This is a genomic window from Citrobacter sp. Cc139, from assembly GCF_030334645.1.
Lineage (GTDB): Bacteria > Pseudomonadota > Gammaproteobacteria > Enterobacterales > Enterobacteriaceae > Citrobacter > Citrobacter werkmanii.
The window spans coordinates 1-26,881 of record NZ_JAOWDM010000072.1; the positions used below are offsets into that span (position 1 = coordinate 1).

General features: G+C 52.7%; 30 protein-coding genes. 9 read left to right on the forward strand and 21 right to left on the reverse strand.

The genetic code is table 11. The features are described from left to right. Positions 1 to 370 precede the first annotated feature (370 nt). The 4 genes from yqaB (at position 371) to luxS (ending at position 3,661) form a co-directional block, all read left to right on the forward strand. Positions 371 to 937, forward strand: a complete 567-nt coding sequence (yqaB, locus tag OGV69_RS07105; protein WP_069324579.1) for a fructose-1-phosphate/6-phosphogluconate phosphatase — start codon at positions 371 to 373, stop codon at positions 935 to 937. After that, entirely contained in the window at positions 934 to 1,362 is a 429-nt protein-coding gene (locus OGV69_RS07110) for a YqaA family protein (protein WP_038633018.1), read from the forward strand. The genes yqaB and OGV69_RS07110 overlap by 4 nt, the downstream gene beginning before the upstream one ends. A gap of 77 nt (positions 1,363 to 1,439) precedes the next feature. Beyond that, positions 1,440 to 2,996 (forward strand): glutamate--cysteine ligase, encoded by a 1,557-nt coding sequence (gshA, locus tag OGV69_RS07115; protein WP_038633015.1) that lies wholly within the window; start codon positions 1,440 to 1,442, stop codon positions 2,994 to 2,996. A gap of 149 nt (positions 2,997 to 3,145) precedes the next feature. Further along, complete coding sequence (gene luxS / locus OGV69_RS07120; protein ID WP_006687194.1) at positions 3,146 to 3,661, forward strand: S-ribosylhomocysteine lyase; 516 nt, start codon at positions 3,146 to 3,148, stop codon at positions 3,659 to 3,661. A 101-nt stretch (positions 3,662 to 3,762) separates the two neighbouring features. Here luxS and emrB read toward each other — a convergent pair whose 3' ends face one another. From emrB to OGV69_RS07190, 14 genes are all read right to left on the reverse strand, one after another. Further along, positions 3,763 to 5,301 carry a multidrug efflux MFS transporter permease subunit EmrB gene (gene emrB / locus OGV69_RS07125; RefSeq protein ID WP_069324580.1) on the reverse strand — a complete coding sequence of 513 codons (1,539 nt, stop codon included), beginning with the start codon at positions 5,299 to 5,301 and terminating at the stop codon, positions 3,763 to 3,765. A gap of 16 nt (positions 5,302 to 5,317) precedes the next feature. Beyond that, positions 5,318 to 6,490 (reverse strand): multidrug efflux MFS transporter periplasmic adaptor subunit EmrA, encoded by a 1,173-nt coding sequence (gene emrA / locus OGV69_RS07130; RefSeq protein WP_069324581.1) that lies wholly within the window; start codon positions 6,488 to 6,490, stop codon positions 5,318 to 5,320. 127 nt (positions 6,491 to 6,617) lie between these two features. After that, a complete protein-coding gene (emrR, locus tag OGV69_RS07135; RefSeq protein ID WP_003037300.1) occupies positions 6,618 to 7,148 on the reverse strand; it encodes a multidrug efflux transporter EmrAB transcriptional repressor EmrR in 531 nt (176 codons plus the stop codon). A gap of 90 nt (positions 7,149 to 7,238) precedes the next feature. Further along, positions 7,239 to 7,574, reverse strand: coding sequence for an L-valine transporter subunit YgaH (ygaH, locus tag OGV69_RS07140; protein WP_069324582.1), 336 nt, complete (start codon positions 7,572 to 7,574; stop codon positions 7,239 to 7,241). After that, positions 7,564 to 8,301, reverse strand: coding sequence for an AzlC family ABC transporter permease (locus OGV69_RS07145; protein WP_069324583.1), 738 nt, complete (start codon positions 8,299 to 8,301; stop codon positions 7,564 to 7,566). The genes ygaH and OGV69_RS07145 overlap by 11 nt, the downstream gene beginning before the upstream one ends. A 122-nt stretch (positions 8,302 to 8,423) precedes the next feature. Then, positions 8,424 to 9,608, reverse strand: a complete 1,185-nt coding sequence (locus OGV69_RS07150; RefSeq protein ID WP_038633000.1) for an MFS transporter — start codon at positions 9,606 to 9,608, stop codon at positions 8,424 to 8,426. A 191-nt stretch (positions 9,609 to 9,799) separates the two neighbouring features. Next, complete coding sequence (gene proX / locus OGV69_RS07155; protein WP_069324584.1) at positions 9,800 to 10,795, reverse strand: glycine betaine/L-proline ABC transporter substrate-binding protein ProX; 996 nt, start codon at positions 10,793 to 10,795, stop codon at positions 9,800 to 9,802. A 68-nt stretch (positions 10,796 to 10,863) separates the two neighbouring features. Continuing rightward, a complete protein-coding gene (proW, locus tag OGV69_RS07160) occupies positions 10,864 to 11,928 on the reverse strand; it encodes a glycine betaine/L-proline ABC transporter permease ProW (RefSeq protein WP_038632993.1) in 1,065 nt (354 codons plus the stop codon). Further along, positions 11,921 to 13,123 (reverse strand): glycine betaine/L-proline ABC transporter ATP-binding protein ProV, encoded by a 1,203-nt coding sequence (gene proV, locus OGV69_RS07165; protein ID WP_038632990.1) that lies wholly within the window; start codon positions 13,121 to 13,123, stop codon positions 11,921 to 11,923. The genes proW and proV overlap by 8 nt, the downstream gene beginning before the upstream one ends. Positions 13,124 to 13,477: 354 nt before the next feature. Next, positions 13,478 to 14,437: a class 1b ribonucleoside-diphosphate reductase subunit beta gene (gene nrdF / locus OGV69_RS07170; protein ID WP_069324585.1), complete on the reverse strand. Its 960-nt coding sequence runs from the start codon at positions 14,435 to 14,437 to the stop codon at positions 13,478 to 13,480. Between the two features lie 10 nt (positions 14,438 to 14,447). Next, the gene (nrdE, locus tag OGV69_RS07175) at positions 14,448 to 16,592 is read right to left on the reverse strand and encodes a class 1b ribonucleoside-diphosphate reductase subunit alpha (RefSeq protein WP_286469220.1); all 2,145 of its coding nucleotides are present in this window, start codon (positions 16,590 to 16,592) and stop codon (positions 14,448 to 14,450) included. Further along, positions 16,565 to 16,975, reverse strand: coding sequence for a class Ib ribonucleoside-diphosphate reductase assembly flavoprotein NrdI (gene nrdI, locus OGV69_RS07180; protein WP_038632982.1), 411 nt, complete (start codon positions 16,973 to 16,975; stop codon positions 16,565 to 16,567). Before nrdI ends, nrdE begins: the two co-directional genes overlap by 28 nt. Continuing rightward, a complete protein-coding gene (gene nrdH / locus OGV69_RS07185; RefSeq protein WP_069324587.1) occupies positions 16,972 to 17,217 on the reverse strand; it encodes a glutaredoxin-like protein NrdH in 246 nt (81 codons plus the stop codon). Before nrdH ends, nrdI begins: the two co-directional genes overlap by 4 nt. 281 nt (positions 17,218 to 17,498) lie before the next feature. Next, positions 17,499 to 17,930 (reverse strand): carboxymuconolactone decarboxylase family protein, encoded by a 432-nt coding sequence (locus OGV69_RS07190; RefSeq protein WP_038632976.1) that lies wholly within the window; start codon positions 17,928 to 17,930, stop codon positions 17,499 to 17,501. 90 nt (positions 17,931 to 18,020) lie between these two features. Between OGV69_RS07190 and pdxR the strand changes: the two genes are divergently transcribed. Then, complete coding sequence (pdxR, locus tag OGV69_RS07195; RefSeq protein ID WP_069324588.1) at positions 18,021 to 19,355, forward strand: MocR-like pyridoxine biosynthesis transcription factor PdxR; 1,335 nt, start codon at positions 18,021 to 18,023, stop codon at positions 19,353 to 19,355. Between the two features lie 123 nt (positions 19,356 to 19,478). Next, positions 19,479 to 19,829, forward strand: a complete 351-nt coding sequence (locus tag OGV69_RS07200) for a DUF2002 family protein (protein WP_038632969.1) — start codon at positions 19,479 to 19,481, stop codon at positions 19,827 to 19,829. A gap of 36 nt (positions 19,830 to 19,865) precedes the next feature. Here the strand turns inward: OGV69_RS07200 and alaE are convergent, their stop codons facing one another. Continuing rightward, positions 19,866 to 20,315, reverse strand: coding sequence for an L-alanine exporter AlaE (gene alaE / locus OGV69_RS07205; RefSeq protein ID WP_003037259.1), 450 nt, complete (start codon positions 20,313 to 20,315; stop codon positions 19,866 to 19,868). A gap of 549 nt (positions 20,316 to 20,864) precedes the next feature. Between alaE and stpA the strand changes: the two genes are divergently transcribed. Then, positions 20,865 to 21,266, forward strand: coding sequence for a DNA-binding protein StpA (stpA, locus tag OGV69_RS07210; protein WP_038632963.1), 402 nt, complete (start codon positions 20,865 to 20,867; stop codon positions 21,264 to 21,266). 36 nt (positions 21,267 to 21,302) lie between these two features. Here stpA and OGV69_RS07215 read toward each other — a convergent pair whose 3' ends face one another. The 3 genes from OGV69_RS07215 to OGV69_RS07225 form a co-directional block, all read right to left on the reverse strand. After that, positions 21,303 to 21,482 carry a GDFGVC terminal motif YodC-like protein gene (locus tag OGV69_RS07215; RefSeq protein ID WP_038632960.1) on the reverse strand — a complete coding sequence of 60 codons (180 nt, stop codon included), beginning with the start codon at positions 21,480 to 21,482 and terminating at the stop codon, positions 21,303 to 21,305. Positions 21,483 to 21,562: 80 nt separating this feature from the next. After that, on the reverse strand, positions 21,563 to 22,090 hold the full coding sequence (locus OGV69_RS07220) for a rhodanese family protein (RefSeq protein WP_069324589.1): 528 nt from the start codon (positions 22,088 to 22,090) through the stop codon (positions 21,563 to 21,565). Between the two features lie 9 nt (positions 22,091 to 22,099). Further along, positions 22,100 to 22,399 (reverse strand): ArsR/SmtB family transcription factor, encoded by a 300-nt coding sequence (locus tag OGV69_RS07225; RefSeq protein ID WP_069324590.1) that lies wholly within the window; start codon positions 22,397 to 22,399, stop codon positions 22,100 to 22,102. A gap of 184 nt (positions 22,400 to 22,583) precedes the next feature. On the opposite strand from OGV69_RS07225, the gene OGV69_RS07230 reads away from it, so the two are divergent. Together OGV69_RS07230 and lysM are read left to right on the forward strand one after the other, a co-directional pair. Continuing rightward, complete coding sequence (locus tag OGV69_RS07230; protein WP_038632951.1) at positions 22,584 to 22,742, forward strand: YqaE/Pmp3 family membrane protein; 159 nt, start codon at positions 22,584 to 22,586, stop codon at positions 22,740 to 22,742. Between the two features lie 98 nt (positions 22,743 to 22,840). Then, positions 22,841 to 23,290 (forward strand): peptidoglycan-binding protein LysM, encoded by a 450-nt coding sequence (lysM, locus tag OGV69_RS07235; protein WP_038632949.1) that lies wholly within the window; start codon positions 22,841 to 22,843, stop codon positions 23,288 to 23,290. A 12-nt stretch (positions 23,291 to 23,302) separates the two neighbouring features. On the opposite strand, the gene csiR is transcribed toward lysM, so the two are convergent. The 3 genes from csiR to gabT all read right to left on the reverse strand — a co-directional run bounded on the left by csiR (position 23,303) and on the right by gabT (position 26,859). After that, complete coding sequence (gene csiR / locus OGV69_RS07240) at positions 23,303 to 23,989, reverse strand: DNA-binding transcriptional regulator CsiR (protein WP_069324591.1); 687 nt, start codon at positions 23,987 to 23,989, stop codon at positions 23,303 to 23,305. Between the two features lie 45 nt (positions 23,990 to 24,034). After that, positions 24,035 to 25,435 (reverse strand): GABA permease, encoded by a 1,401-nt coding sequence (gabP, locus tag OGV69_RS07245; RefSeq protein WP_069324592.1) that lies wholly within the window; start codon positions 25,433 to 25,435, stop codon positions 24,035 to 24,037. Positions 25,436 to 25,575: 140 nt separating this feature from the next. Then, positions 25,576 to 26,859, reverse strand: coding sequence for a 4-aminobutyrate--2-oxoglutarate transaminase (gene gabT, locus OGV69_RS07250; protein ID WP_038632940.1), 1,284 nt, complete (start codon positions 26,857 to 26,859; stop codon positions 25,576 to 25,578). Positions 26,860 to 26,881 lie beyond the last annotated feature (22 nt).

A 26,881-nucleotide genomic window follows, 5' to 3' on the forward strand; every position in this document is an offset into this window, starting at 1 on the left:
GCTGGATAGAGTACTCGGCTACGAACCGAGCGGTCGGAGGTTCGAATCCTCCCGGATGCACCATCTTCTCCGAGATAACACCTAAATTGTTGTTTCACGGTCTGCGAGATAATCGCCAGCACCAGGGAGGATAACGTTGCTTCAGCAACGGCCCGCAGGGTGAACGCTAGTGAGTCATCCTCCCGGATGCACCATCTTCTCCTGAATAACAGCGAAACTGTTTCTTCATGGTCTGCGAGATAATCGCCTGAATTTTCCCCCTCTTGAATCATTTCCACATACTCCCTGAACATCCCTCAATTCGCTGTCAGCGACAAAATCAATCAATTACGATAAAATAACGTCTGGTCATTCGGCTTGTGAGAAGACGATGTACGAACGTTATGCGGGTTTGATTTTTGATATGGATGGCACCATCCTGGATACCGAACCTACGCACCGTAAGGCGTGGCGTGAGGTATTGGGCCATTATGGGCTACGGTTTGATGAACAAGCCATGGTTGCCCTCAACGGCTCTCCAACGTGGCGTATTGCCCAGGCGGTGATTGAATTGAATCATGCCGATATTGACCCCCATGTTTTGGCACGAGAAAAAACGGACAAGGTAAAAAGCATGCTGCTGGATAGCGTCCAGCCTTTACCGTTGGTTGAAGTAGTGAAAGCCTGGCATGGCCGCCGTCCTATGTCGGTAGGGACGGGGAGTGAAAGCGCAATTGCAGAGGCTCTGCTCGCTCACCTTGGTCTGCGTCGTTATTTTGATGCTGTGGTGGCCGCCGATCACGTACAACGCCATAAGCCTGCTCCTGATACGTTCTTGCTTTGTGCTGAGCGAATGGGGGTTGTTCCGGCGCGCTGCGTCGTGTTTGAAGATGCCGATTTTGGACTGCAGGCGGCGAGCGCAGCGGGGATGGACGCCGTGGATGTTCGGTTATTGTGAGTGATGGACTATCGCTCCTGTCACTGTTTGCCAGCAGTTTTCTCAGCGCCACGCTATTACCCGGCAATTCTGAAGTTGTTCTGGTTGCTTTGCTGATTTCTGGGGTAAGTCATCCCTGGGTCTTAGTCTTAACAGCAACAATGGGTAATAGCCTTGGAGGGTTAACTAACGTTATCCTTGGGCGTTTCTTTCCATTGCGTAAAACATCGCGCTGGCAAGAGAAAGCCACTGGCTGGCTGCGGCGCTATGGCGCTGTCACACTATTATTAAGCTGGATGCCGGTTGTGGGTGATTTACTGTGCCTGTTAGCTGGATGGATGCGCATCTCGTGGGGCCCAGTTCTCTTTTTCTTATGCCTTGGCAAGGCGTTGCGCTATGTTGTTGTCGCAGCGGTTACGACGCAAGGCATTATGTGGTGGCACTAATTGTGTTGTGAGATAGCCTTCAGGGTAACCAATACCATTATGCTAATTAAAACGATTTTGACAGGCGGGAGGTCAATTTGATCCCGAACGTATCACAGGCGCTGGCCTGGCTGGAAAACCATCCTCAGGCGTTAAAGGGGATTCAACGTGGGCTGGAGCGTGAAACGCTGCGCGTTAATGCTGATGGGTCATTGGCGACGACAGGCCATCCTGAGGTGTTAGGCTCAGCGCTAACACATAAGTGGATAACTACGGACTTTGCCGAAGCGCTGCTGGAGTTTATTACTCCACCTGGCGACGATATTCATAAAATGCTGACGTTCATGCGCGACCTGCATCGTTATACCGCCAGAAACCTGGGCGACGAGCGTATGTGGCCGTTGAGCATGCCTTGCTATATTGCCGACGGTCAGGATATTGAGCTGGCGCAGTACGGTACGTCGAATACCGGTCGTTTGAAAACGCTTTATCGCGAAGGCCTCAAAAACCGTTATGGCGCGTTGATGCAGACCATCTCCGGCGTACATTACAACTTCTCGCTGCCGATGGCTTTCTGGCAGGCGAAATGCGGCGTAACGGACGGTGAAGATGCTAAAGAGAAGATCTCTGCGGGTTACTTCCGTCTGATCCGTAACTATTACCGTTTTGGCTGGGTCATCCCGTATCTGTTTGGCGCTTCTCCGGCCATTTGTTCCTCCTTCCTGCAAGGAAAACCGACCACCCTGCCGTTTGAAAAAACCGACTGTGGGATGTATTACCTGCCTTACGCGACGTCGCTGCGTTTGAGCGATTTGGGCTATACCAATAAGTCGCAAAGCAATCTCGGAATTACGTTTAACGATTTGCATGAGTATGTGGCAGGATTAAAGCGCGCGATTAAAACCCCTTCCGAGGAGTACGCGGCGATCGGTCTGGAGAAGGACGGTAAGCGTCTGCAAATTAACAGTAACGTTTTGCAGATTGAAAATGAACTGTATGCGCCTATTCGTCCGAAACGCGTCACTCGTCGTGGTGAAACGCCTTCTGACGCGCTTCTGCGTGGCGGTATTGAGTACATCGAAGTACGTTCACTGGATATTAACCCGTTCTCACCAATCGGCGTAGACGAGCAACAGGTGCGCTTCCTCGATCTGTTTATGGTCTGGTGCGCATTGGCCGATGCGCCGGAAATGAGTAGCGATGAGCTGTTATGTACGCGTACTAACTGGAATCGCGTTATTCTGGAAGGGCGTAAGCCTGGCCTGACCTTAGGCATTGGCTGTGAGACAGCGCAGTTCCCACTGCCTGAAGTGGGTAAAGATCTGTTCCGCGACCTGAAACGCGTAGCACAAACGCTGGACAGCATCCACGGGGGAGAGGAGTATCAAAAGGTATGCGACGAGTTGGTCGCCTGCTTTGATAATCCTGAACTGACATTCTCCGCCCGGATCCTACGGTCTATGATTGATGAAGGCATTGGCGGTACGGGGAAAGCGTTGGGTGAGGCTTACCGCAATCTGCTGCGCGAAGAGCCGTTGGAAATATTGCAGGAAGAAGAGTTTATTGCTGAAACCGAAGCGTCAAAGCGTCGTCAGCAGGAGATCGAAGCGGCTGATACCGAGCCGTTTAGCGTGTGGCTGGAAAAGCACGCTTGATACAAAAGAAAAAGGCCACTCGGGAGTGGCCAAAATTTCATCTCTGAAAACAGGGATGATGATAACAAATGCGCGTCTTTCATATACTCAGACTCGCCCCGGAACAAAGAGTTCAGATTATTTTTAAAAAATTTATCGGAGGTGGCTAAATGCCGTTGTTAGATAGTTTTACTGTCGATCACACCCGGATGGAAGCTCCCGCGGTCCGGGTTGCAAAAACGATGAACACCCCGCATGGCGACGCAATCACCGTGTTTGATCTGCGTTTCTGCATTCCGAACAAAGAAGTGATGCCTGAGAAAGGTATCCATACGCTAGAACACCTGTTTGCAGGTTTTATGCGTAACCACCTCAACGGTAACGGCGTTGAGATTATCGATATCTCTCCGATGGGATGCCGCACCGGCTTCTACATGAGCCTGATTGGCACGCCGGACGAGCAGCGCGTTGCCGACGCGTGGAAAGCGGCGATGGCTGACGTACTGAAAGTGCAGGATCAAAACCAGATCCCAGAACTGAACATTTACCAGTGCGGCACGTATCAGATGCACTCTCTCAGTGAAGCGCAGGACATTGCCCGTCATATCCTTGAGCACGATGTTCGTGTGAACAGCAATGAAGAGCTGGCACTGCCGAAAGAGAAGCTGCAGGAACTGCATATTTAGTTGTCATGCTGGATGGTGAAGCTCACGCTTCTCATCTGGTCGACAAATAATAGGCGCCAGCCGGTATAAAAAAGCCAGTTCATCTGAACTGGCTTTTTTGATCAATGTGCGCCGCCCGCGCCGCCGCCCGCGCCAAACGGCGGTTTAGCGAACCAGACAAGACCAAGCAGCACCAGGAAGATCCCTGCTGACATCCAGAAGATTTCGTTGGCGGAAATGATCAGCCCTTGATTGGTTATCTGTTGGGCCAGCCAGCCAGAGGCTTGCTCCTTGCTCATCCCTAATCCCTGCAGTTGGTTATACATAGCCTGTGCATTTGGGTTGTAGGGGTTAACGGACTCCGTTAACTGCGCATGGTGTAGCGACTCACGGTTAGTCCACATTGTCGTGGTGATGGAGGTTCCGATAGAACCTGCCAGCGTTCGCGTAAAGTTAGACAAGCTGGACGCCGCCGCCAGACGTTCAGGCGGTAAACCGGACAGCGTAATGGTCGTCAGCGGCATAAAGAAGCAGGCTACCGCGAATCCCTGAATAAACTGCGGCCAGGCCGATGCGCCAAAATCCATACCCGGTTCGAACGTCCATGCGCGCCAGTAGAAACAGACGGCGTACATAATAAAACTGAACGTGACCAGACGACGCATATCCAGCTTATGCGCGAAGCGGCCGATTATCGGCGACAGGATCACCGGGATCACCCCAACCGGGGCGGAGGCCAGACCGGCCCAGGTTGCCGTATATCCGTAAACCTCCTGCAATAGCTGCGGCAGCAGGACGATTGCGCCGAAGTAGAGCATATAGGCCAGACTGATACACAAGCAGCCGATGGTAAAGTTTCGCGACTTAAACAGCGAGAGATCGACAATCGGGTGCTCGTCGGTAAGCTCCCAGACGATCAGGAAGCTGATAGCGACAACGGCGACCACCGTCAGGATGATAATCTCCTGTGAGGCAAACCAGTCCAGCTCTTTGCCGCGGTCGAGCATAATCTGCAAGCTACCGATACCAATGACCAGCAATGCCAAACCAATGGCGTCAATGCGTCGCTGCTCGGTTTTGGTTTCTCGTCCGCGTAGAGTTTGCAGAGTCATCAATACCACCGCCGCGCCGATTGGCACGTTGATGAAGAATATCCAACCCCAGTGATAGTTGTCGCTGATATAGCCCCCAAGAATAGGGCCGCATATTGGGGCGACAATCACCGTCATCGACCACAGCGCGAGGGCAATGGAACGCTTGGCGGGAGGATAATTATTCAGCAGCAGGCTTTGCGAAAGCGGAATTAGTGGACCGGCGACAATCCCTTGTACCACGCGGAAGAAAATCAGCATGTTCAGGCTGGTGGACATCCCGCATGCCCATGACGCAATGACGAAGGCAGTCGTTGACCACATGAATAGCCTTACTTCGCCAAAGCGCTTTGCCAACCAACCGGTGATTGGAATTGAGATAGCGTTCGCCACCCCGAATGAGGTGATCACCCAGGTTCCCTGGCTCAGCGAAGAGCCCAGGTTCCCGGCGATAGTAGGGATCGCCACGTTAGCAATGGTGGAGTCCAGCACCTGCATGAATGTCGCCAGAGACAGCGCGATCGTCATAATGACGAGCTGCGCGCCTTCCAGCGGTTTTTGCTGTTGCATCACACGCACCTTTGAATTAGCCCGCGTTGGCCCGCACGATCTCTTCGATCATCTTATTGACCGGAGCAAGGTTGATTTCACGTGCATTACTTTCTGATACCGGCGTGGTGCGGACCTGGCTTGCCAGAATTTGTCCGTCACGATTGGAGGTATCTACCGTAACCAGCGTAGATAAACCGATTCGCAGCGGATGCTGCGCCAGCTGCTGCGCATCCAGTTCGATACGTACCGGCAGACGCTGGACGACTTTGATCCAGTTCCCGGTCGCGTTTTGCGCTGGCAGCAGGGAAAAGGCGCTGCCCGTACCCATATCCAGGCCGACAACTTTACCGGTGTATTTCACGTCATCGCCATAAATATCGGTAACGACCGTTGCGGGTTGACCAATACGAATATGGGCCAGCTGTGTTTCTTTGAAGTTGGCATCTACCCACAGGTTGGTGGCCGGAACAACTGCCATCAGCGGCGTGGTTGGGCTGATTTGCGCGCCAGGCTGGACGGCACGGCGCGAGACATAACCGGTCATTGGGCTGACGATTCTGGTACGTTCCAGCGCCAGCCAGGCATCGCGCACTTCGGTGGCGGCCTGCTGTACGGCGGGTTGATCTTCCAGCTTGCTACCGAGAATCATTGCCTGGTTAGCATTATATTGCTGGATTGCGACATCAAGCTGCGCCTGAGCGCTGGCAACGGCATCACGCGCATGCTGCAGCTCTTCGCGGCCAATCAGGTTGGCGTTGCCCAGCGGGACGCGGCGATTAAAGTCGCTTTGTGCCTGCGCCAGTGCAGTTTTCTGCACTTCAATGCTTGCCTGTAACTGCTTGCTGTTAATCATCAACTGGTGCGTTTGACGCACGCTGGAGGCCAATGCCGTTTTGGCTTTTTCAAATGCCTGTTTGGCGTCTGTCTGGTCGAGGGTGACCAGCACATCGCCTTGTTTAACAAAGTCAGTGTTATCAGCCCAGACTTTCGTCACGCTGCCTGATACCTGCGCCATGATCTGAACCTGGTTCCCTGCCACGTACGCATCGTCAGTATCTTCGTAATGACGTAGTACTAAAAACCAATAAATCCCATATGCCACGGCAATGATAATAAAGAGCAAGGTCAGAAGGAGCAGCATACTTTTACGTTTGCCATTCTTCTTAACCGGTTGCTGCGGGGTTTGAGTCTCCGCATTTGCGCTCATGTTGTTCTCCACGATCTTATTTTTTTCACATCGGCTGAGCCGACCTGTTCATCAGAAAGGCCAGCAGTATGCGTGCTGGCCTGTCGGTTTTCATTTATAAATCTGGATTTCTGAGCGAGTCGGCGCGTTAGCGCAGCGCTTCTAATACCGCGCCATCCTGCTCCATCTGGTCAAGACGGGTCAGAAGTTTACGGGTGATCTGCTCAAGCTGATCTTTTTCGGTGGTGCTAAGAGATGACCAGAGTTGATGCAGGCAGTTGTGCTGAGGTGGTAACACCTCTTGCAAAAAAGCATGGCCTTTTTCGGTCAATTGCAGATGCAGACAGCGGCGATCGTTATCGCTTTCGCGACGTTCAATCCAGCCACGTTTTTCTAACTCATCCGCAATGCGGGTAGCGTTAGTCCTTGACGAGCCAAGCGCGCAACTCAGTTCAGAAGGCTGAATACTGTGGTTTTCCTGAGACTCCAGCGTAATCAACGCCATAAACAATGTCTCGTTAATCCCTTGAGCTTTCAGCATCTTATTGCGATTTTCCAGCAGCTTGCCCTGCATGTGCATGCAAAGACGAGTCAGAAGCACTTCCTGATAAGGGAACTCTTCGTAGCGGCTGGCGCGAAATTTTAGCATTTGTTCAATGGGCGTAAACGAACTATCCATTTGGGTATAACCTCATTAATTTCAGCCGATATAGTAACGACAGTGACAAATAAAGTAAATGTATTATTTATTTAAAATGATTGTTTTTGTCTATAAGCCAACCAGCATTTTCCAGGCTAATCCGTAGCCCAGAGCACTCAGTAAGGTCGGAATGATGATGCTGCGGGTCTTATAGAAGCTTGCGCCCAGTATGACAAACCCCACCAGCGTAGGCACGAACCGACGAGCATCGTGCATCACTTCTGGCGCGGTAGACACCACCAACAGGGCGCAAATTGATGCAATGCCAATGGTGTCAAGTAATATGCCCGTCGCGCCGCGTCTTGTCGGGCGAACATTCCCTACCCTAAGACGGAGCGGTAAATAGCGAAAGCAATAATTCACGCAGCCGACCAGCAGGCCGAGCAGTAAAACGTCATAGCTCATCAGGTCCTCCCTGCCAAAATGACTGGAGCAGCGCGGTCAGGCATCCGCAGATGATGCCCAAAAGGATGGCGGCAGGGATAGAAAAGAGTATTACCCCGGCCAGTGCGCCAGCCAGTGCGGCAGTCACGCAGAGCGCCTGTTGACGCTGGAAAGAGGCGAGCAGGAAACTCATAAATAGCGCCGGAAGCATGAAACCCAGTGCCGCTTCAACCGCGGGATAATCTTTGAGTAAACCACTACCGGAAAACGCGCCGATCACTGTGCCGAATACCCAGGAAGCCCAGGAACATAGCGCAATGCCAATCATCCAGTTTTCACTCCAGCGCCGATTATCCCGGACCAGTTTAGCCGTTGCGGCGGCAAAGACTTCATCGGTGAGGCCAAAGGCCCACAGCGCGCTTTTGGGTTTGTTCAGGCGCTGTGTGATGCGACTGCGCAGGGAGGGACCGTATAAAACATGGCGGATATCCATAGCCATAACGGTCAGTGCGGCGACCCACAGAGAACTGCCTGCGGCAAGCATGGTGGTAATGACAAACTGGCTGGCTCCCGCATAGATAATGCAGGAGAAAAAGACGCTTTCGACCGGCGTAAAGCCAAGGCGAGTAGCATTTAGACCAAATGCAAAAGCGACCGGAATATAGCTGATAACTATCGGCAGACTGTCTTTGAATCCTTCCGTTAACGTCGCCGAACGGGATCCGGACTGGGGTATAGGGCTTTCCATAGGGTTATAGGTTTCATTACCGAAATTAATATAACTTGGTTCAATGAGTTATAACCTTAGCAGACTGATGGGCTCCTTAACACCCTGAGGAGCCCAATCAGCGGTAAACAAGCGCTATACGCTTAATTTACGGCTTCCTGACGGTGAAAACCTCGCCACCAGACCAACAGGTTGAGTACGGCAACGGTCGTACCCGCCAGACAAACGCCCGCCCAACCGGCATGTTGCCAGGCGGAGGCCGAAATCAACGAACCCGCGGCCCCGCCAATAAAATAGCTGGTCATGTAGCCGGCGGTCAGACGGTTACGTGCATCCGGATGAATGCGATAGATAACCGTCTGGTTAGTGATATGCACCCCCTGAACGGTGAGATCCAGAACCAGAATACCGATAATCAGCATTGGCACCGAAGTATGTCCGAGCCAGATAGCCAGCCACGAGAGCAACAGTAACAACAGGCCAACGGTAGTGGTGAGATGTGATTTCCCTTTATCGGCAAAACCACCCGCCGGGCGTGCGCCTAACGCCCCCGCGGCTCCCGCCAGACCGAACAGACCGATCATCCCTTCAGAATAGTTAAACGGCGGCGCGGCGAGCAAAAATGCCATTGAGGTCCACAGAATGCTGAAGTTGGCAAAAGTCAGGCAACCCAGCATTGCGCGGGTACGCAGCAATTTATCATGGGTAAACAGGCTGAATACGGAACCTAACAGCTGCGGATAGTTAAGATGGGTATCTGATTTCATCTTCGGCAGACCGCGCCACAGCGCAATCGCCATCAATGCCATCAGTATCGATGCCACCCAAAATACGGTGCGCCAACCGCCAAGGTTCGCCAGTAACCCCGCTACGGTACGCGCCAGCAGAATACCCAGCAACAGGCCGCTCATAATCGTCCCGACGACTTTCCCGCGCTTGTCCGGGGTGGCAAGCGTTGCCGCCAGTGGAACCAGGATCTGCGCCACTACCGAGAACAGTCCGGTCAGGGCGGTGCCGAGGATCAGCATGCCCAACGACTGGCTGCTGGCGGTAATCAGCATGCCGCCAGCCGCCAGCAGCGTCATGGAGACAATCAACATCCGTCGCTCAAACATATCGCCAAGCGGTACCAGGAATAGCAAACCTGCGGCATAGCCGAGCTGGGCCGCGGTGACGATAAATCCTGCTGTACTGGCAGACAGTGAGAAGTTGCGGGCGATGGTGTCGAGCAGCGGTTGTGCGTAATAGTTACTGGCGACGGCAAGGCCGGTGGCGATAGACATTAACAGGATCAGCGAAGGGCTAAGTCCCTGAGTGGTTTTCGTCATGGTTTTCAACTGAATAATGGGTTGCAGAAAACAATCATAACGGAAGTGATTAACTGTTGCTGATTTGTTGGGTGATGGATTGTGCGGTTTAGGTGGGATAGAGGGAAACAGGCCGGATAAGCGTTAGCATATCCGGCAATGGTGCGGTTACTGTGCCTGATGGCGCTACGCTTATCAGACCTGCGAGTGGGTTATTTCTGCGCAGCCAGCGCTTCGTTCACCCAGCCGTCGAACTGCTGCTGGTGGGCTTTGATCCAGCCGTCTACGTGACCCTGAACATCGGCTTCAGACGCTTTACCGTCATGCATCATCGCGTTCTGTGCGTTGATATCCGCCAACGGTAATTTCATGATAGCGAACAGTTTCGCAGCCGCCGGGTTTTTCTCTGCCCAGGCTTTGTTAGCGACGATGTGCATGGTGTTCACCGGGAAGCCATAGTTAGCGCCGTTTGGCAATTTGGTATCGATATCTTTCTGCTCACCCGGCAGGGAAGAGAACGGTACCTGCAACCAGACCACATCTTTGCCCGGCTTCATCACGTCGCTGACCCAGTACGGCGTCCAGGTGTAGTAAAGAATGGGTTTGCCTTCTTTAAAGCGGGTGATGGTGTCTGCCATCATCGCCGCATAGTTACCGTGGCTGACCTCGACCGTTTTTTCCAGATCGAAGGCTTTGTTCTGGTGGTTGATCACCGCTTCACAGCCCCAGCCTGGCGAACAGCCCATCATATCGGCTTTGCCGTCGCCGTTGGTGTCAAAAATTTTGGCGATCTTGGGATCTTTTAACTGGGCGATGTTGGTGATTTTGTACTGCTCAGCGGTTTTTTTGTCGATCAGATAACCCTGTGCGGCACCCGTAACGAATACCCCCTCGCGATAAAACTTTTTGTCTCCGCCTGCCGCGGCGTACATATCATCATGCAGCGGCTGCCAGTTCACGGCGGTAAAAGTTGCATCGCCAGAGGCAATGGAGGTATAGCCGACGTTATAGTCAACTTCGCTGGTTTTGTTAACGGTGTAACCCAGTTTCTCCAGCGCGCGGGCGACCAGCTGCGTCTGGAAGGATTCTTCAGAGATAGTGCTCTGGATTGGCTGGACGGTAATGCCTTTGCCCGGCAGGTCGGCAGCGAAAGCGCTGGGGGAGACAAGGGTGGCAAACGCTGTGGCAAAAAGTACGGTATGTCGCATCGTTGTTCCTTAATTATTGGAGGGACGTGTAGGCCCGGTAAGCGCAGCGCCACCGGGCAACGGGTGTATTACTTCGTGAAAGGGCGAGTGATAAGCCCAACGGGACCGGTGGTGTACCAGCGACGGTTACCCCGGCTACGCGAATCGCGACCAACGGCCTGCGTCAGGCGATCCAGGATGATGGCGAGGATCACAATCCCAACGCCACCAACCGTGGCTAATCCCATATCCAGACGACCAATTCCGCGCAGAACCATCTGACCCAATCCGCCAACGGCAATCATCGAGGCGATGACCACCATCGAGAGCGCCAGCATCAGCGTTTGGTTAACCCCGGCCATAATCGTGGGCATCGCCAGCGGGAGCTGCACTTTAAACAGCATCTGACGCGGGCTGGCGCCAAACGAGCGCGAGGCTTCAATCAGGTCGGCCGGCACCTGGTTAATCCCCAGAATGGTCAGACGGACGATTGGCGGCAGGGCGAAGATAATCGTCACCACTACGCCGGGGACGTTACCAATACCGAACAGCATGACAATCGGCACCAAATACACGAAGGCGGGGGTGGTTTGCATCGCATCCAGCAGCGGACGAACAATCTTTGCCGCCCGAGGGCTGCGCGCCAACCAGATGCCCATCGGCAGACCGATCACCACACAGAACAGTAATGCGGTCAGCACCAGCGCCAGCGTGATCATCGCTTGCGACCACGCGCCAATGGCGCCGATAGCAATCAACGAAATCAGCGTCGCGACACCCATTCCAACGCCGGAAATCTGCCAGGCGATCAGGGCGAACAGGATAATCGCCACGGGGGCTGGCATACCTAACAGCATTTGCTGGAAGCCGTTGAGAATGTAATCCACCGGTACACGGATGCCCTGGAAGACCGGACGAAAATGGGTAACCACCCAGTCGATCCCCTCGGTGACCCAACTGTCCAATGGGATCAGCGTCTTATGGAACGGATCCATAATATTAAAATGCTCTGGTGCCGGCGCGGGCGCGCTGGTCAGCCAGTCTGCGCTACCGCCGTCAGTAGGCGCGGAGGATGGTGTGCTCCACGCATCGGCGGTTTGTGCGGCGCTATCGGCCGCTGGTGTGGTATCCCACGGATTAGTTTGATCAGCCATTGTTTGCCCCCTCACGATCTAAAGCCTGTAACAGCATGCGTTTTGAAATGACGCCCACATACTGCTGTTCCTCGTCAACTACCGGTACCGCGCACGGTGCCTGGCCGACATGAGAAAGCAACTCGCTGAGAGGAGTTTGTGCATCGACAGCCAGCGGTTCATTGATCAACGCCGCTTCAATACCTTGCGCCTGACTAAGCGCGGTTTTTAGTGAGTCGATCGAGACGACGCCGACGAATTTATTGCCACGTTCGATCACGTAACCATATTCGCGATCTTTGTCCTGCAATAATTGCAGCGCCGAACGAGGGCCTACACCGGGTGTTTTACGAATTAAACCTTCGGGGCTACGGCGGGAAATATCTTTCGCGCTGAACACCTGGCTAATATCAACGCCGCGGAAGAAGGTGCGTACATAATCATTAGCCGGATTATTCAGGATTTCATCCGGTGTACCGACCTGTACTACTTCACCGTTTTGCATAATGGCAATTCTGTCGCCAATACGCATAGCTTCGTCGAGATCATGGGAAATAAAGACCACGGTGCGTTGATGCTTCGCCTGGAGTTTTACCAGTTCATCCTGCATCTCGGTGCGAATTAATGGATCGAGGGCTGAGAAGGCCTCATCCATTAATAAGATGTCAGGATTAATGGCTAATGCGCGGGCAAGGCCTACACGCTGGCGCATCCCCCCGGAAAGTTCATCCGGGTAGCTGTGAGCGTAATTCTCCAGACCGACCTGACGTAGCGCATCCAGCGCCTTTTCGCGACGTTCATCCGCGGCGACGCCGGCTAATTCCATGCCGAATGCCGTATTGTCCAGCACCGTCATATGCGGCATCAGGGCAAAGGACTGAAAGACCATCGCAATCTTTTTTCTGCGCACCTCGCGGAGTTCGGCATCGGAGATCCGGGCGATATCTACGCCGTCGATCAGTACCTGTCCGCGGGTGGGTTCAATCAGGCGATTGAGAAGGCGTACCATTGTGGATTTACCCGAGCCGGATAATCCCATGATGACAAATATCTCGCCTTCTTCAATGGCCAGACTGGCGTCTTTAACGCCAAGCGATAGCCCTGTTTTCTCCAGAATTTGCTCTTTGGTAAGTCCCTTTTCAATATATTTGAACGCTCTCTGAGGATGCTCGCCAAATATCTTATAGAGGTTCTTCACTTCTAATTTAATTGCCATGCAATAGAATGATTCCTGTTATTTGTTTATATCGATATATTACCTGATGGAAATAGTGACCTTTTTCTACCCTAACATACTGAGAATCTGAGACAACCCTGAATTTAGTTGTGGCATGAATATTGCCGAAGGTCAGTCGGCGGGACTTCCCGTGATATAAGGGCTGAGCGTGAATGTGCGTTAACTGATATTTTTTGTAAACGCCAATGAAAAAGCGCCTGAATTGGTGTAATGCAGGCGAATAATGCGGCTGATATTGAGTGTAGATCACACAATTATAATTGCACGATAAAAGTGTGATCCTGTTAAAATATTACCGCGAAAAATGTACGGTATTTCCCGCAAACATGAGAGTTAAAAATTCCAGTCGTCGTCTTCGGTTTCGATAGCTTTACCCATCACATAAGATGAGCCAGAACCTGAGAAGAAATCGTGGTTTTCGTCTGCGTTGGGCGACAGCGCGGCAAGGATTGCCGGGTTAACCTCCGCCATTTCTGACGGGAATAACGCCTCATAACCCAAATTCATTAATGCCTTATTGGCGTTGTAACAAAGGAAGGCTTTGACGTCATCCACCCAACCGGTTTCTGCATACAATTCTTCTGTATAACGCGCTTCGTTATCATACAACTCCATGAGCAGGTCGAGGGCAAAATTCTTTAACTCCTCGCGTGCGGATTCGGAAATATGCTCCAGGCTTTTTTGAAATTTATAACCAATGTAATACCCATGGACCGCTTCATCACGAATGATCAGACGAATGAGATCGGCGGTATTAGTCAGTTTGCCGCGGCTGGAGAAATACATCGGCAACCAGAAGCCGGAATAGAACAGGAATGATTCCAGAAACACGCTGGCAATCTTCTTGTGCAACGGATTATCGCTAGCGTAATGGGCCAGAATAATCTGCGCCTTACGTTGGAGCGGGATATTTTCCTCACTCCAGGCGTAGGCGGCATCCACATCTTTGGTCTGGCAAAGCGTGGAGAAAATAGAGCTGTATGAGCGGGCGTGAACGGCTTCCATAAAGCTGATATTCGACAGCACCGCTTCTTCGTGTGGTGTTAATGAATCCGCCATTAGCGTTGGCGCACCGGCAACATTCTGAATGGTGTCGAGTAGCGTTAGCCCGGTAAAAACGCGGATAGTTAACTGCTGCTCGGCAGCGCTCAGCGTTTGCCAGGACGGAACGTCGTTAGAAAGCGGGACTTTTTCCGGTAGCCAGAAGTTACTGGTCAGGCGATTCCATACCTCCAGGTCTTTATCATCTTCAATCTTGTTCCAGTTGATGGCGCTCACGCGGGATAATGTCATGATCTCCTCCTTACAGCGCGCATGACACGCAACCTTCGATTTCGGTCCCTTCCAGCGCCAGCTGACGCAGTCGGATGTAGTACAGCGATTTGATGCCCTTACGCCAGGCGTAGATCTGCGCTTTGTTAATATCGCGGGTAGTGGCGGTATCGGGGAAAAAGAGCGTCAGCGACAGTCCCTGATCGACATGGCGCGTCGCTTCAGCATAGGTATCGATAATTTTTTGTGGGCCAATCTCGTAGGCATCCTGATACAAGGCCAGATTCTCATTGGTCATAAAAGGAGCAGGGTAGTACACGCGCCCGGTTTTGCCCTCTTTGCGAATTTCCACTTTTGACACGATCGGGTGAATACTTGACGTCGCATGGTTGATGTAGGAAATAGAGCCGGTTGGCGGAACTGCCTGTAAATTCTGGTTATAAATGCCGTAGCGCATGACATCTTCACGCAACTGCGCCCACATCTCACGCGTCGGCAGCGTAATGCCGCTGGCGGCAAACAGCGCGCGAACTTTGTCGGTTTTTGGCTGCCAGTCACCCTGCAGATACTGGCTAAAATACTCGCCGCTGGCGTAGCGAGACTGCCTGAATCCAGCAAAGGCTTTACCCCGTTCGCGGGCGAGCTTCATTGACGTATTCAGCGCATGCCAGGTGATGGTGTAAAAGTAGATATTGGTGAAATCCAGCCCTTCCGGCGAGCCGTAGGCGATGCCTTCCCGCGCCAGATAGCCATGCAGGTTCATCTGACCAAGACCAATCGCGTGCGATGCGCTGTTTCCGGCTGCAATCGAGGGCACGCTGCGAATATGACTCATGTCCGAAACGGCGGTTAAGCCGCGAACCGCCGTTTCCACGGTACGACCAAAATCCGGGGAATCCATGGTATGGGCGATATTTAGCGAGCCGAGGTTGCAGGAGATATCGTGTCCGGTCTGCGCGTAGTTGAGATTTTCATCGTAGGTGGAGGCGCTGTTAACCTGCAAAATTTCGGAGCACAGATTGCTCATGTTAATACGGCCAGCAATCGGATTCGCGCGATTCACCGTATCTTCAAACATGATGTAAGGGTAGCCGGACTCAAACTGGATCTCAGCCAGCCGCTGGAAGAAATCGCGGGCGTTAATGTATTTTTTGCGCACGCGTCCATCGGCAAGCAGTTCGTCATAGCGTTCACTGACGGCGATATCGCCGAACGCTTTGCCGTAAATGCGTTCCACGTCATAGGGCGAGAACAGCGCCATGTCGGCATTCTCTTTGGCCAGTTTAAAGGTAATGTCCGGGATCACTACGCCAAGCGACAGGGTTTTGATACGGATTTTTTCGTCGGCATTTTCACGTTTGGTATCCAGAAAACGTAAAATGTCCGGATGATGCGCGTGCAAATACACCGCGCCTGCCCCCTGACGCGCGCCGAGTTGATTGGCATAAGAAAACGCATCTTCCAGCATTTTCATTACCGGGATCACGCCGGATGACTGGTTCTCAATGCGTTTAATCGGCGCACCTGCTTCACGCAGGTTAGAGAGCAAAAACGCTACGCCGCCGCCGCGCTTGGAAAGTTGCAGCGCAGAGTTAACCGCCCGGCCAATGGACTCCATGTTGTCTTCAATGCGTAACAGGAAGCAGGAAACCAGCTCGCCGCGCTGCTGTTTGCCGCAGTTTAAGAAGGTTGGCGTGGCGGGCTGAAAGCGCCCGGAGAGCATTTCATCGCTAAGCTGCATGGCGAGCATTTCATCGCCTTGCGCCAGCGTGAGCGCCACCATCGTTACCCGATCCTCAAAATCTTCGAGATAGCGCTTACCGTCGAACGTTTTCAGCGTATAGCTGGTGTAGAACTTCCATGCGCCGAGGAACGTCTGGAACCGGAATCTGCTGGCGTGGGCGTGAGCAAAGAGCTTTATTACAAATGCGCGATCGTAACGGCTTAATACGCTTTCGTCGTAGTAGCCTTCAGCAACCAGCGTTTCCAGGCGCTCCTGCTGGCTGGCAAACGTCAGCGAGTTGGGGCGGACGTGGGCGGCAAAGAAAGCCTCCACCGCCTGATGGTCTTTGTCGAACTGAATGCGTCCAGCTTTATCGTACAGATTCAGCATGGCGTTCAGGGCGTGATAATCCAGCGTTGGCTGGGTTATGCGTTCTGCGGTTGTCGTTGCCAAAATTCACTCACTCCTTGTCGAACGTTGTCGATATCGCTTTGGGTGCCCATCAGCTCAAAGCGCCAGAGCCACGGCACGCCGCATTTTTGTGAGATGACTTCACCCGCGCGGCCATAGGCTTCACCGAAATTGCGATTGCCGGAAGCAATCACCCCACGGATTAACGCCCGGTTGTGCGGATCGTTTAAAAAGCGGATCACCTGTCTCGGAACCGCGCCTGCCGTTCCGCCGCCGCCGTAGGACGGCACGATTAAGATGTAAGGTTCGTCGACCCGGATCCGCTCGCGTTCATTAAGCGGAATGCGGATGGCAGGCAGCCCCAGACGCTGGATAAAGCGGTGCGTATTTTCGGAGCTGCTGGAGAAGTAGACGAGCTGACTCATGCGCTGGCCATATCGGGTTGTGGGCGCAGACGGTTGATCATGTCCGGGCGAAACCCGGACCAACTGGTTTCCCCGGCGACAACGACCGGTAACTGACGAAAGCCTTGATCGCGCAGGCTGTCAGCCAGAGCGGGCTGCAAATCAATATTTACCATCTCAAAGTCAAACCCGCGGCTTTCCATTGCCCGCTTAGTGGCGTGGCACTGAACACAGTTACTACGAGTGTAAATAATAATACGCATGATTCGTATTTCCATTTGTAAATAAAAGATCGACGCGATTGATAGCGTCAGATTGTAGGTGTCTTGATAGGAGTGATACTAGATGTAGTTTTAAAAATATTCAACCATACAAGATATGGTAATTTTAGATTGATGAAGGGCAGAATGATGAGCGTGACGGGGGCTGGGATGTGTAGCATGACGGGGGGGGCGGAGGGCGACGCGTCGCGTCTTATCCGGCCTACAGGAGAACACATCCCAGGCCGGATAAGGCATTTATCCCGCCATCCGGCAGGGCAGAATTACATACGCATCCCAACCGCCAGGCGGTTGAAGCAGTTCATCAGGCTGATGGCAAACGTCAGATCGCTGATTTCTTTCGCGCTAAAATGGTCGAGCAGCGGCAGATAAACATCATCTTCCGCGTGGGTGCTGGCGATATGAGTGACCGATTCGGCCCATGCCAGCGCCGCACGTTCCTGTTCACTGAAGTGGTGGCTCACTCGCCAACCTGCCAGCGCGTCGAGTTTGGCCTGCGCAACGCCTGCTTTGCGCAACGCCTTACTGTGCATTTCCAGGCAAAATGCGCAGCCGTTGATTTGCGAGACCCGCAGGTAAACCAGTTCCGTCAGCGTAGGTTCCAGTGCGCAATTTTCCAGCGCTTTGCTGGCCTGAACCAGAGCGTTATAGATTTCAGGACTGAGTTCATAATAGGGCTGGCGTAACATTGTCATGGTATTTCTCCTCGTTTGGATAACCCGCAATGTAGCACTATAATGGACTGTTACAGAGGGCCATATTTTTGCAAAAAAAGCAGACCATAAATGCCGCGCTATCAACAAATCGCCCGCCAGTTAAAAAATGCCATTGAGACAGGTGAACTCAAACCAGGCGCAAGATTGCCCTCCAGCCGGACGTGGTCCCAGGAACTGGGGGTTTCTCGTTCGACGGTGGAACATGCCTATGCCGAGCTGGTGGCGCAGGGCTGGCTGGCTCGACGTGGGCAGGCGGGAACTTTTGTCAGTGAGCAGTTGCGACCAGAGACCGCGCCTGCGGCTCCCGCTATCTTCGCAGGAGAAAATCCCAGACCCCAACCTTTTCAGATGGGGCTACCCGCACTCGATCTCTTCCCGCGTGAAGTATGGGCGCGGGTGATGGGCCGACGTTTACGCACCCAAACGCGTTTTGATCTGGCGGTGGGGGAGGTTTGCGGCGAAAGGGTGCTGCGTCAGGCGATTGTTGATTACCTGCGCGTTTCACGCAGCATTGAGTGCCAGCCGGAGCAGGTTTTTATCACCTCTGGCTATGCGGCATCGATGACGTTAATTCTGCGCGCGCTGTCTCAACCCGGTGAAGGGATGTGGGTCGAAGATCCCGGCTTTCCGTTGATCCGACCGGTGGTGGCTCAGGAGCGAATTGCGCTGATGCCGGTTCCTGTTGATGCCAATGGTCTGGATGTCTGCGCTGGGATCCGCGATTACCCGCAGGCGCGCTTTGTTTTGCTTACACCCGCGCATCAAAGCCCGCTGGGTGTGGCCCTTTCATTGGAGCGTCGCCATCAGTTGCTGGAGTGGGCGGCCCGCACCCAGGCATGGATTATTGAAGATGACTATGACAGTGAATTTCGCTACCACGGTAAACCGTTGCCGCCGTTGAAAAGCCTGGATGCGCCGCAGCGGGTGATTTATGCCGGAACGTTCAGCAAATCAATGTTTCCTGCGCTACGCACGGCATGGCTGGTGGTGCCCATGACTCAGGTCGAGCATTTTCGCCAGCAGGTGGCGCTGGCGGCCTGTAGCGTTCCGGTTTTATGGCAACAAACGCTGGCGGATTTTATGCGCGAGGGGCACTTCTGGCGGCACTTAAAACGCATGCGTCAACATTATGCCCAGCGACGTCAGTGGATGGTAAATGCTCTGACCGAGCACGGTTTTAGCGTGCTCCCGCAAGAGGGTGGGATCCAACTGGTGATGAGTGTAGACGCAGACGATGTTGCGTTAGTACGTAAAGCGAATCTGGCAGGTCTGGCCGTACAGGCCTTGAGCCAGTGGCGTATAACGCCGAACGGACAAGGGGGAATATTATTGTCATTTACCAATATTAGCTCAGCGGAAATGGCGCAGCAGGCGGCCTATCAATTGCGGCAGGCGCTGACATAAATCTGCACGGTTCTTAAGATATTCGTCCCACCGTCTTCACTCGTTTATGGACTTTTCTGAAAGCGTTGCTAATGCTGAATCAGGTAAGGTAAGCCCGCAGTAAAAGATAACGAGGAAAATAATATGTATTTACGACCTGATGAGGTGGCGCGCGTACTTGAAAAAGTGGGCTTTACCGTTGATGTAGTGACGCCGAAAACGTACGGCTATCGACGTGGTGAAAATTATGTGTACGTTAACCGGGAAGCACGTATGGGACGTACCGCATTAGTCATCCATCCCACGCTTAAAGAGCGCAGCTCTTCACTGGCGGAACCTGCGACAGACATTAAAACCTGCGATCACTACCAGCAATTCCCGTTGTATTTAGCCGGAGAGACCCATGAGCATTATGGTATTCCTCACGGCTTCAGTTCGCGTATTGCACTTGAGCGTTATCTGAGTGGGTTATTTGGCGACGTTAACGCTAACTAATAACGCGACTGGCAGGGCCAGTCGCGAAGAGGCGTGTCAGGCTTTAGCCTGGTGATAGCTGCTGACCTTAAACAGGCGGCGGCAATAATCAAGGAAGTAGCCGTATACTGCGCCCATCAACATCGATACCACGATGTTCGAACTTACCGCAGCCGTAATCTGGTGCCAGTCCGCGCCAACCGTCAACAGAATAATCACGTAAACCGGCGACTGGAAGGTGACATAAGCCAGCACGTCCGCCAGGTTTTTTGCCCATCCTGCCTGCGTGGCTTTACGTGCCGCGCGCATAAACAAATCACGGTACATGCCGTATGGCCAGGCGATCAGAATATTGACAGGGATGGCCACCAGTCTGGAGTACAGTGACTGTTCAAAGCTCATTCCAGAAAGGAATATCTCGATCAACATGTTCACGACAGAACAATAAACAACCATCGCGAACGTGTCTGCTACAGCATGACGCAAGCGTGACTGCGGAGAGAACATGTTAATGCTCCTTGTAAAAAGGGGAAAAAAGGTTTTGAATACCTTCACTGCTAGTGATTTGTCTTGATGCTTTCGCGTTTCAATAGGATATCTGCCTGGATAATAACTATCAACTAGCTTAAAATTTTTATTTATTGTCTTTTTGTCGATAAAATGCTCTGCATTGGTTTGATTTTTGTTCGTTTTGGTGTTTTCGTTGTTCTGCTGATTAAAAGTATTTTATATCAATAGGTTATGAATACTTGTTTTTCTGAATTTTTTGCGCTCCTTTTCTGAAAGTTGACTGATGTTCAGAATGTGCGCGTGCCGGCCCTGGGCAATAAAGTGATGTGTTTATCAGACGATGCGCTAAGAGGTCATGCGAGTATATTTACAGTGACTATCCTGGGAATATAAAATATTTGATGTCAGGTTTCAGGATAGCCATTTAAATAACGGGATTGGCTATTTGTTTTATAATCTGCGAAAAAATTAGACTGGAAAAATAATAATCAGTTGCATACAATATTTAGCGTGATACCATTTTTACGTTAAAGAGGTTTTGTTAATATGAGTTCAATGTTAAAAAACTTAAATAATATCCGCTCGCTGCGTGTAATGGCACGTGAATTTTCCGTTGATGTGCTGGAAGATATGCTCGAAAAATTCAGAGTAGTGACTAAAGAACGCCGCGATGAAGAAGAACAGCTACAGCGCCAACGTGCAGAACAGCAGGAAAAAATTAATAATTTGCTGGCCCTGATGCAGGCTGATGGGATCAATCCGGAAGAGCTGCTGAGTATGACCCCAGCGACGTCGCGGGCAGTCAAAAAACGTCAACCACGCCCGGCGAAATATCGTTTTACCGATTTCGACGGTGAAACAAAAACATGGACCGGACAAGGTCGGACACCAAAGCCAATTGCCCAGGCGCTGGCTGCCGGTAAATCTCTTGATGACTTTTTAATCTAATTATAAATGCGGTGAGGGTGACCTCACCGCCTGTTTTCAGCAAACGCCGAAATCACCGTCTTCGGTATATCGCGTCACGTCAGCTGCTTTCAGTGTGAATTTTTCACCGCTTTCATTACTGGCTTGTACCGCCACAATTTGATCTTCGTTGACTTCGACAACTTTCAGTTTAGGTCCGCCCATGCGTGGTTGAACCAGATCGCCAGGTTTAAACATATTGCGCTCCTTTATTTATCGCACAACTCACCATAGATCACGTCAATCGACGGGTACAGCGCTGTTTCAGGTATTACCGCTTAATGAGTACGCCGGTTCCAGGGCATTTTGTCCAGCAATCGCGCCATGCCGCAAAAGCCGGTTAGGCCAGCGAGTATCAGCCCGGCACCCACAAAACCGCTCAGCAGGAAGAAGGCGCTGTTGATGGCGTATCCGAGAATGACGCCGAGTAAGGCAAGGCTACCTGCGGCTATCTGCACCTGACGCATCAGCGGCAGTGGTTGTGAACTGTCTTTTGCCACGGGTAAACCTGCGGCTTTCCAGCCATCGATTCCACCTTCCAGCAACCAGACCTGCGCAGGCGCGGCAATGGCGCTGAGTTTGTTCGCTGCATTTTGTGTGCGTTTGCCTGACTGGCAGTGAAAAATCACCTGCTCGGCGCGTAAATTCGCAGGCAACGATCCCTGCTCAAGCGTGGGTAACGGTGCCAGATGCGCCTCAGGAATATGCTCGTGCAGGTACTCGTCAGCATCGCGGATATCAATCAGTTTCGCGCCTTGCGCGACCAGCGTCTGCGCCTCGCGCGGGGAAATCTTCCCAATGGTCATGATGGCTCCTTATGGGCAATACAGTGTTTTTAATGTGGCGATCAGCGAATTCACAGCCGCATTTTTAATGGAATAAAGGATGCGCTGGGCATCGCGCTGGCTGTCTATCAGACCTTCTTCACGCATACGCGCCAGATGCTGGGACGTGGCGGAAGGACTCAGTCCGGTAGCGCGTGCTAACTCGCCCGCGCTGGTACCGGGCGAAACGCAGAGCATGCACAAAATCAGCAACCGCTTCGGGTTACTCATCGCTTTAAGCAGAGCGGCAGCCTGTTCAGCGCTGGCCTGGAGTTGTTCAAGTTCAGTCATATGTATTTAAGCATAATCTAAATTAAGTGAATTCTAAAATAAAAAGCCAACGTACGCCAGCGTAAAGAGCGTAAAGGAGGGTAAAACAGCAGGGGAAGGCTGGCGGATTTGAGTAGAATGGCTACTCTTAGAGATAAAATCTCTTTTTAAACAATGATTAACTTTTTGCTTGTAGGGAGTGTGTATGGGTTTCTGGAGAATCGTTTTTACTATTATTCTGCCCCCGCTTGGCGTACTGCTGGGAAAAGGATTCGGCTGGGCGTTTATCCTTAATATCGTTCTGACGCTGCTGGGCTACATTCCTGGTTTGATCCACGCCTTCTGGGTACAGACGCGTAATTAATACTTCCTTTCATAAACGGCGCATTTGCGCCGTTTTCTTTGCCGTCCTCTCTCCTCTGCTACACTTCCTGGTGTTGCTTGTTAATAACCGAGGTGGATATGGGACTCTTCAATTTTGTGAAAGATGCAGGTGAAAAACTTTGGGATGCGGTCACCGGAAATCATGACACGGCCGATCTGGCGAAGAAGGTGCAGGAACACCTGAATAAAACCGGCATCCCTGATGCAGATAAGGTGAACGTGCAAATTAACGAAGGCAAGGCCACCGTTTCTGGCGATGGATTAAGCCAGGAAGCGAAAGAGAAAATCCTGATTGCGATTGGTAATATTTCCGGTATCGCCAGCGTGGACGATCAGGTTAAAACCTCTGCACCCGCGAGCGAAAGCCAGTTTTATACCGTGAAAGCGGGCGATACCCTGAGCGCTATTGCCAAACAGGTTTACGGTAACGCTAACCTGTACAATAAAATATTCGAAGCGAATAAACCGATGCTGAAAAGCCCGGATAAAATTTATCCCGGGCAGGTGTTACGTATTCCGGAAGAATAATGATGTGCGGGCTTATTCCGTCAGCAGCTTGCCGGACATCGCCTGTTGAATAATTGGAATCGGCGTCAGCAGGTGCTGGCGCATTAATTCGCTGGCGCGCATGGCATCGCGTGCCAGAATCGCTTCGGTCAGCGTTTGATGCTGATCGTGTTTATCTTCCAGCATCTCGACTGACAGCACCGTTTTACGTAGCCAGATAAACCGGTAACGTGCCGCTAAATCAAACAATCGTTCGCGCATTTGCAGCAGATATTGGGAACCGCAGCCGGCGACAATCGCCGAGTGAAATGCCTGATGGCGCTGATCCCATTCATCAAGCATCTGTTCACTGGCGTCCACAGCTTCAAGCTTACTGAGCATATGCGCCCGTGCCAGAATCTCCGCTTCCCAGGCGTCGTCGCCGCGTTCGATAGCCAGTGCGACCAGCATGGCCTCCATATTGGCGCGGGCATCGAAAATATCGAGCAATTCCTGCTCGGACATCGGGGCGACACGATACCCTTTCTGATTAACCACCGTGACCAGTCGCTCCGCCACCAGCTGTGAAAGCGCTTCGCGCAGCGGTCCTACGCCAAGCTCATAGCGCGAGGTCAGCAGGCTCATACGCAGTTTCTCATCAGGCTGATAAATACCGCGGATGATGTCGTTCTTGAGCCAGCGGTATCCATCAATGGCCGTCGGTTGGGGAATGGCGGTCATGGTCTTACTCCTGAATAAATGTCCCGGCGTGCGCCGGGAACAGATTTAATGCGTATTTTGCAAGGGTGCTTTTTGCCACGATAGCAGTTTTTTCCAGCGTGCCATAATGGGCACCGTGCAAATAATTCCTATGGCTAACAACCCGGTAGAGATAACCTCCAGCTGTTGCGCCGGGCGAAAGAGCATAACCACCAGCACAAAGATAATAAAGGCGATAACCAGCCAGGTCAGCCACGGATAAAGCCACATTTTCAGTTTAATTTCACCGCCTCGCGCCAGCAGAATTTTGCGCATCCGCAGTTGGGAAATCGCGATCACCAGATAAACCAACAGGGCGATGGCGCCGGAGCTGTCGATCAGGAATTTAAACACTTTGGCCGGGGCGTAATAGTTGACCACCACGGTGAGGAATGCCGCCCCCGTAGACAGCAACACCGCCACGTAAGGCGTTTTACTGCGGTTAGTTTTCCCCATAAAGGCGGGGGCATCGCCACGACGGCTCAGGGAATAGAGCATACGGGATGAGGTATACAGCGCGGAGTTCAGGCAACTGGTCACCGACAACAAAATGACGAAGTCCATGATCAACTTCGCGTGTGGGATATGCAATAACTCCAGTACCGAGCGGTAAGAACCCACTTCTTTTAGCCCCGGCATGTTCCATGGGATCAGTGCCACCACCACGAAAATGGAGCACAGATAGAAGATGGAGATACGCCAGATAACCGAGTTGGTGGCGCGGACGATGTGTTTATCCGGGGTATCGGACTCGGCGGCGGCGATGGTAACAATCTCTGCACCCATAAAGGAGAACATGGTGATCAGCATCGCGCTGAGTACGGCGCCAAAACCGTTCGGCATAAAGCCGCCCTGATCCCACAGGCGTGAAACGCCGCTAACCTCAGCATAAGGATAGAAACCGCTAATCGCCACCGCGCCGAGGACAATAAACGCCAGAATGGCAATCACTTTGCACAGCGCCAGCCAGAATTCGAATTCACCGTAATTTTTGACGCTCAGCAAATTACTGCCGGTTAATGCCAGCGTGATAACCAGAGAAAATAACCAGACAGGTATGCCTGGGATCCAGGAATGCAGAATGATGGCGGCAATATTGGCCTCCAGTGGGATAACCAACACCCAGAACCACCAGTACAACCAGCCGATGGTATAACCTGCCCATGGGCCAATGGCTTTATCGGCGTAGGTGGAGAAGGAGCCGGTATCCGGGGTGGCGACGGCCATTTCGGCCAGCATGCGCATAATCATCACCACCAACAGTCCGGCAAACAGATAAGCTAATAATACCGCGGGACCGGCTTCTGCAATCGCCACGCTTGAACCTACGAATAAACTCGCGCCGATAACCCCGGCAATAGACAGCATGGTGACGTGGCGTGATTTCAGCCCGCCCCCTAAATCATGTGATTGTGACACTTGCCCCATCTTGTAAACCTCTCGAAAGTATTTCACTTGGGAGAGCACCCCGGCATTCCCGCGCCGGGGCACGCGTATTATTGTTATTGACCCTATGTGCCGGATGGCGGCTCCGCCTTATCCGGCCTACGGATTGCTTTTTTGTATAGTTAGCCCTGCTTCGCCTCAGCAAAACACTGGGCGATGATGTCCAGCCCCTGGCGAATTTGCGCATCTTCAATGGTCAGCGGGACAAGGATGCGCAGCACGTTGTAGTAAGGCCCGCAGGAGAGCAGGATCAGCCCTTTATCACGCGCGCGCGCCACCACTTCCGCGGTCAGCTTGGCGTCTGGTTTCGTATGGTCGCCGTCTTCGAACAGTTCGATGGCGATCATCGCCCCCAGCCCACGCACGTCGCCAATTTCGCGATGCGTTTCGGCGATAGCCAGCAGGCCTTCGCGCAGGGTTTGCCCCAGTTCGTTGGCCTTTTGCAGCAGATTTTCCTGTTCGAAAATGTTCAGCACCGCCAGCGCGGCGGCACAGGCAATCGGGTTACCGGCATAGGTACCGCCCAGGCCACCCGGCGGGATAGCGTCCATGACGTCGGCGCGACCGGTTACCCCTGCCAGCGGGAAGCCGCCAGCGATAGATTTGGCGAAGGTGGTAAGATCGGGCGCAACGCCCATCTGCTCCATGGCGAACAGCGTACCGGTGCGGCCCGCGCCGCTCTGCACTTCATCGGCAATCAGCATGATCCCGTGTTCGTCACAAATGGCGCGCAGACGCTGCATAAATGCCGGGGTGACCGCGTAAAAACCGCCTTCGCCCTGGACGGGTTCAATGACGATGGCGGCAACGTCTTCCGGCGCGGCATCATTTTTGAAGATGCGGTGAATACTGGCGATAGCATCATCTTCACTGATGCCATGCAGCGGGCAAGGAAAAAGTGCGCGATAAACATGGCCCGGCATCAGCCCCATTCCGGCGGAGTACGGGTTGACTTTCCCGGTCAGCGACAGGGTGTAGTGGGTACGGCCATGATAAGCGCCGCTGAAGGCGATCGTACCTGTACGTTTGGTGGCGGCGCGGGCAATTTTCACCGCGTTTTCCACGGCTTCAGAACCGGTGGTCACCAGCAGGGTTTTCTTGGCGAAATCGCCCGGCACTTTCTTGTTCATGATTTCGCACAGCTCCAGGTAGGGCTCATAGGCCAGCACCTGGAAGCAGGTATGCGACAGTTTTTTCAACTGCGCTTCTACCGCAGAGACAATCTGCGGGTGCAGGTGGCCGGTATTCAGCACCGCAATACCGCCAGCAAAATCGAGGAATTCGCGGCCTTCAACGTCCCAGACCCGGCAGTTTTCTGCCCGCTCGGCAAAAATAGGGTGGATCTGTCCTACGCCACGGGGAACGGCGTTGCTGCGACGTTGCATGAGTTCTTTGTTGGTGCTCATCAGGTGTTCTCCAGTATTTGTT

Bases quoted from the DNA above. Each gene is read 5' to 3' on its own strand.
- lysM (WP_038632949.1), top strand. From the start codon at position 22,841: ATGGGACTCTTCAATTTTGTGAAAGATGCAGGTGAAAAACTTTGGGAT.
- luxS (WP_006687194.1), top strand. From the start codon at position 3,146: ATGCCGTTGTTAGATAGTTTTACTGTCGATCACACCCGGATGGAAGCT.
- gabP (WP_069324592.1), bottom strand. From the start codon at position 25,435: ATGGGGCAAGTGTCACAATCACATGATTTAGGGGGCGGGCTGAAATCA.
- proV (WP_038632990.1), bottom strand. From the start codon at position 13,123: ATGGCAATTAAATTAGAAGTGAAGAACCTCTATAAGATATTTGGCGAG.
- OGV69_RS07150 (WP_038633000.1), bottom strand. From the start codon at position 9,608: ATGACGAAAACCACTCAGGGACTTAGCCCTTCGCTGATCCTGTTAATG.
- emrR (WP_003037300.1), bottom strand. From the start codon at position 7,148: ATGGATAGTTCGTTTACGCCCATTGAACAAATGCTAAAATTTCGCGCC.
- csiR (WP_069324591.1), bottom strand. From the start codon at position 23,989: ATGACCGCCATTCCCCAACCGACGGCCATTGATGGATACCGCTGGCTC.
- proX (WP_069324584.1), bottom strand. From the start codon at position 10,795: ATGCGACATACCGTACTTTTTGCCACAGCGTTTGCCACCCTTGTCTCC.
- OGV69_RS07145 (WP_069324583.1), bottom strand. From the start codon at position 8,301: ATGGAAAGCCCTATACCCCAGTCCGGATCCCGTTCGGCGACGTTAACG.
- emrB (WP_069324580.1), bottom strand. From the start codon at position 5,301: ATGCAACAGCAAAAACCGCTGGAAGGCGCGCAGCTCGTCATTATGACG.
- alaE (WP_003037259.1), bottom strand. From the start codon at position 20,315: ATGTTCTCTCCGCAGTCACGCTTGCGTCATGCTGTAGCAGACACGTTC.
- nrdI (WP_038632982.1), bottom strand. From the start codon at position 16,975: ATGAGTCAGCTCGTCTACTTCTCCAGCAGCTCCGAAAATACGCACCGC.
- nrdF (WP_069324585.1), bottom strand. From the start codon at position 14,437: ATGACATTATCCCGCGTGAGCGCCATCAACTGGAACAAGATTGAAGAT.
- OGV69_RS07220 (WP_069324589.1), bottom strand. From the start codon at position 22,090: ATGACCATTGGGAAGATTTCCCCGCGCGAGGCGCAGACGCTGGTCGCG.
- pdxR (WP_069324588.1), top strand. From the start codon at position 18,021: ATGCCGCGCTATCAACAAATCGCCCGCCAGTTAAAAAATGCCATTGAG.
- emrA (WP_069324581.1), bottom strand. From the start codon at position 6,490: ATGAGCGCAAATGCGGAGACTCAAACCCCGCAGCAACCGGTTAAGAAG.
- OGV69_RS07225 (WP_069324590.1), bottom strand. From the start codon at position 22,399: ATGACTGAACTTGAACAACTCCAGGCCAGCGCTGAACAGGCTGCCGCT.
- yqaB (WP_069324579.1), top strand. From the start codon at position 371: ATGTACGAACGTTATGCGGGTTTGATTTTTGATATGGATGGCACCATC.
- proW (WP_038632993.1), bottom strand. From the start codon at position 11,928: ATGGCTGATCAAACTAATCCGTGGGATACCACACCAGCGGCCGATAGC.
- ygaH (WP_069324582.1), bottom strand. From the start codon at position 7,574: ATGAGCTATGACGTTTTACTGCTCGGCCTGCTGGTCGGCTGCGTGAAT.
- nrdH (WP_069324587.1), bottom strand. From the start codon at position 17,217: ATGCGTATTATTATTTACACTCGTAGTAACTGTGTTCAGTGCCACGCC.
- OGV69_RS07215 (WP_038632960.1), bottom strand. From the start codon at position 21,482: ATGTTTAAACCTGGCGATCTGGTTCAACCACGCATGGGCGGACCTAAA.
- stpA (WP_038632963.1), top strand. From the start codon at position 20,865: ATGAGTTCAATGTTAAAAAACTTAAATAATATCCGCTCGCTGCGTGTA.
- OGV69_RS07200 (WP_038632969.1), top strand. From the start codon at position 19,479: ATGTATTTACGACCTGATGAGGTGGCGCGCGTACTTGAAAAAGTGGGC.
- gabT (WP_038632940.1), bottom strand. From the start codon at position 26,859: ATGAGCACCAACAAAGAACTCATGCAACGTCGCAGCAACGCCGTTCCC.
- OGV69_RS07230 (WP_038632951.1), top strand. From the start codon at position 22,584: ATGGGTTTCTGGAGAATCGTTTTTACTATTATTCTGCCCCCGCTTGGC.
- OGV69_RS07190 (WP_038632976.1), bottom strand. From the start codon at position 17,930: ATGACAATGTTACGCCAGCCCTATTATGAACTCAGTCCTGAAATCTAT.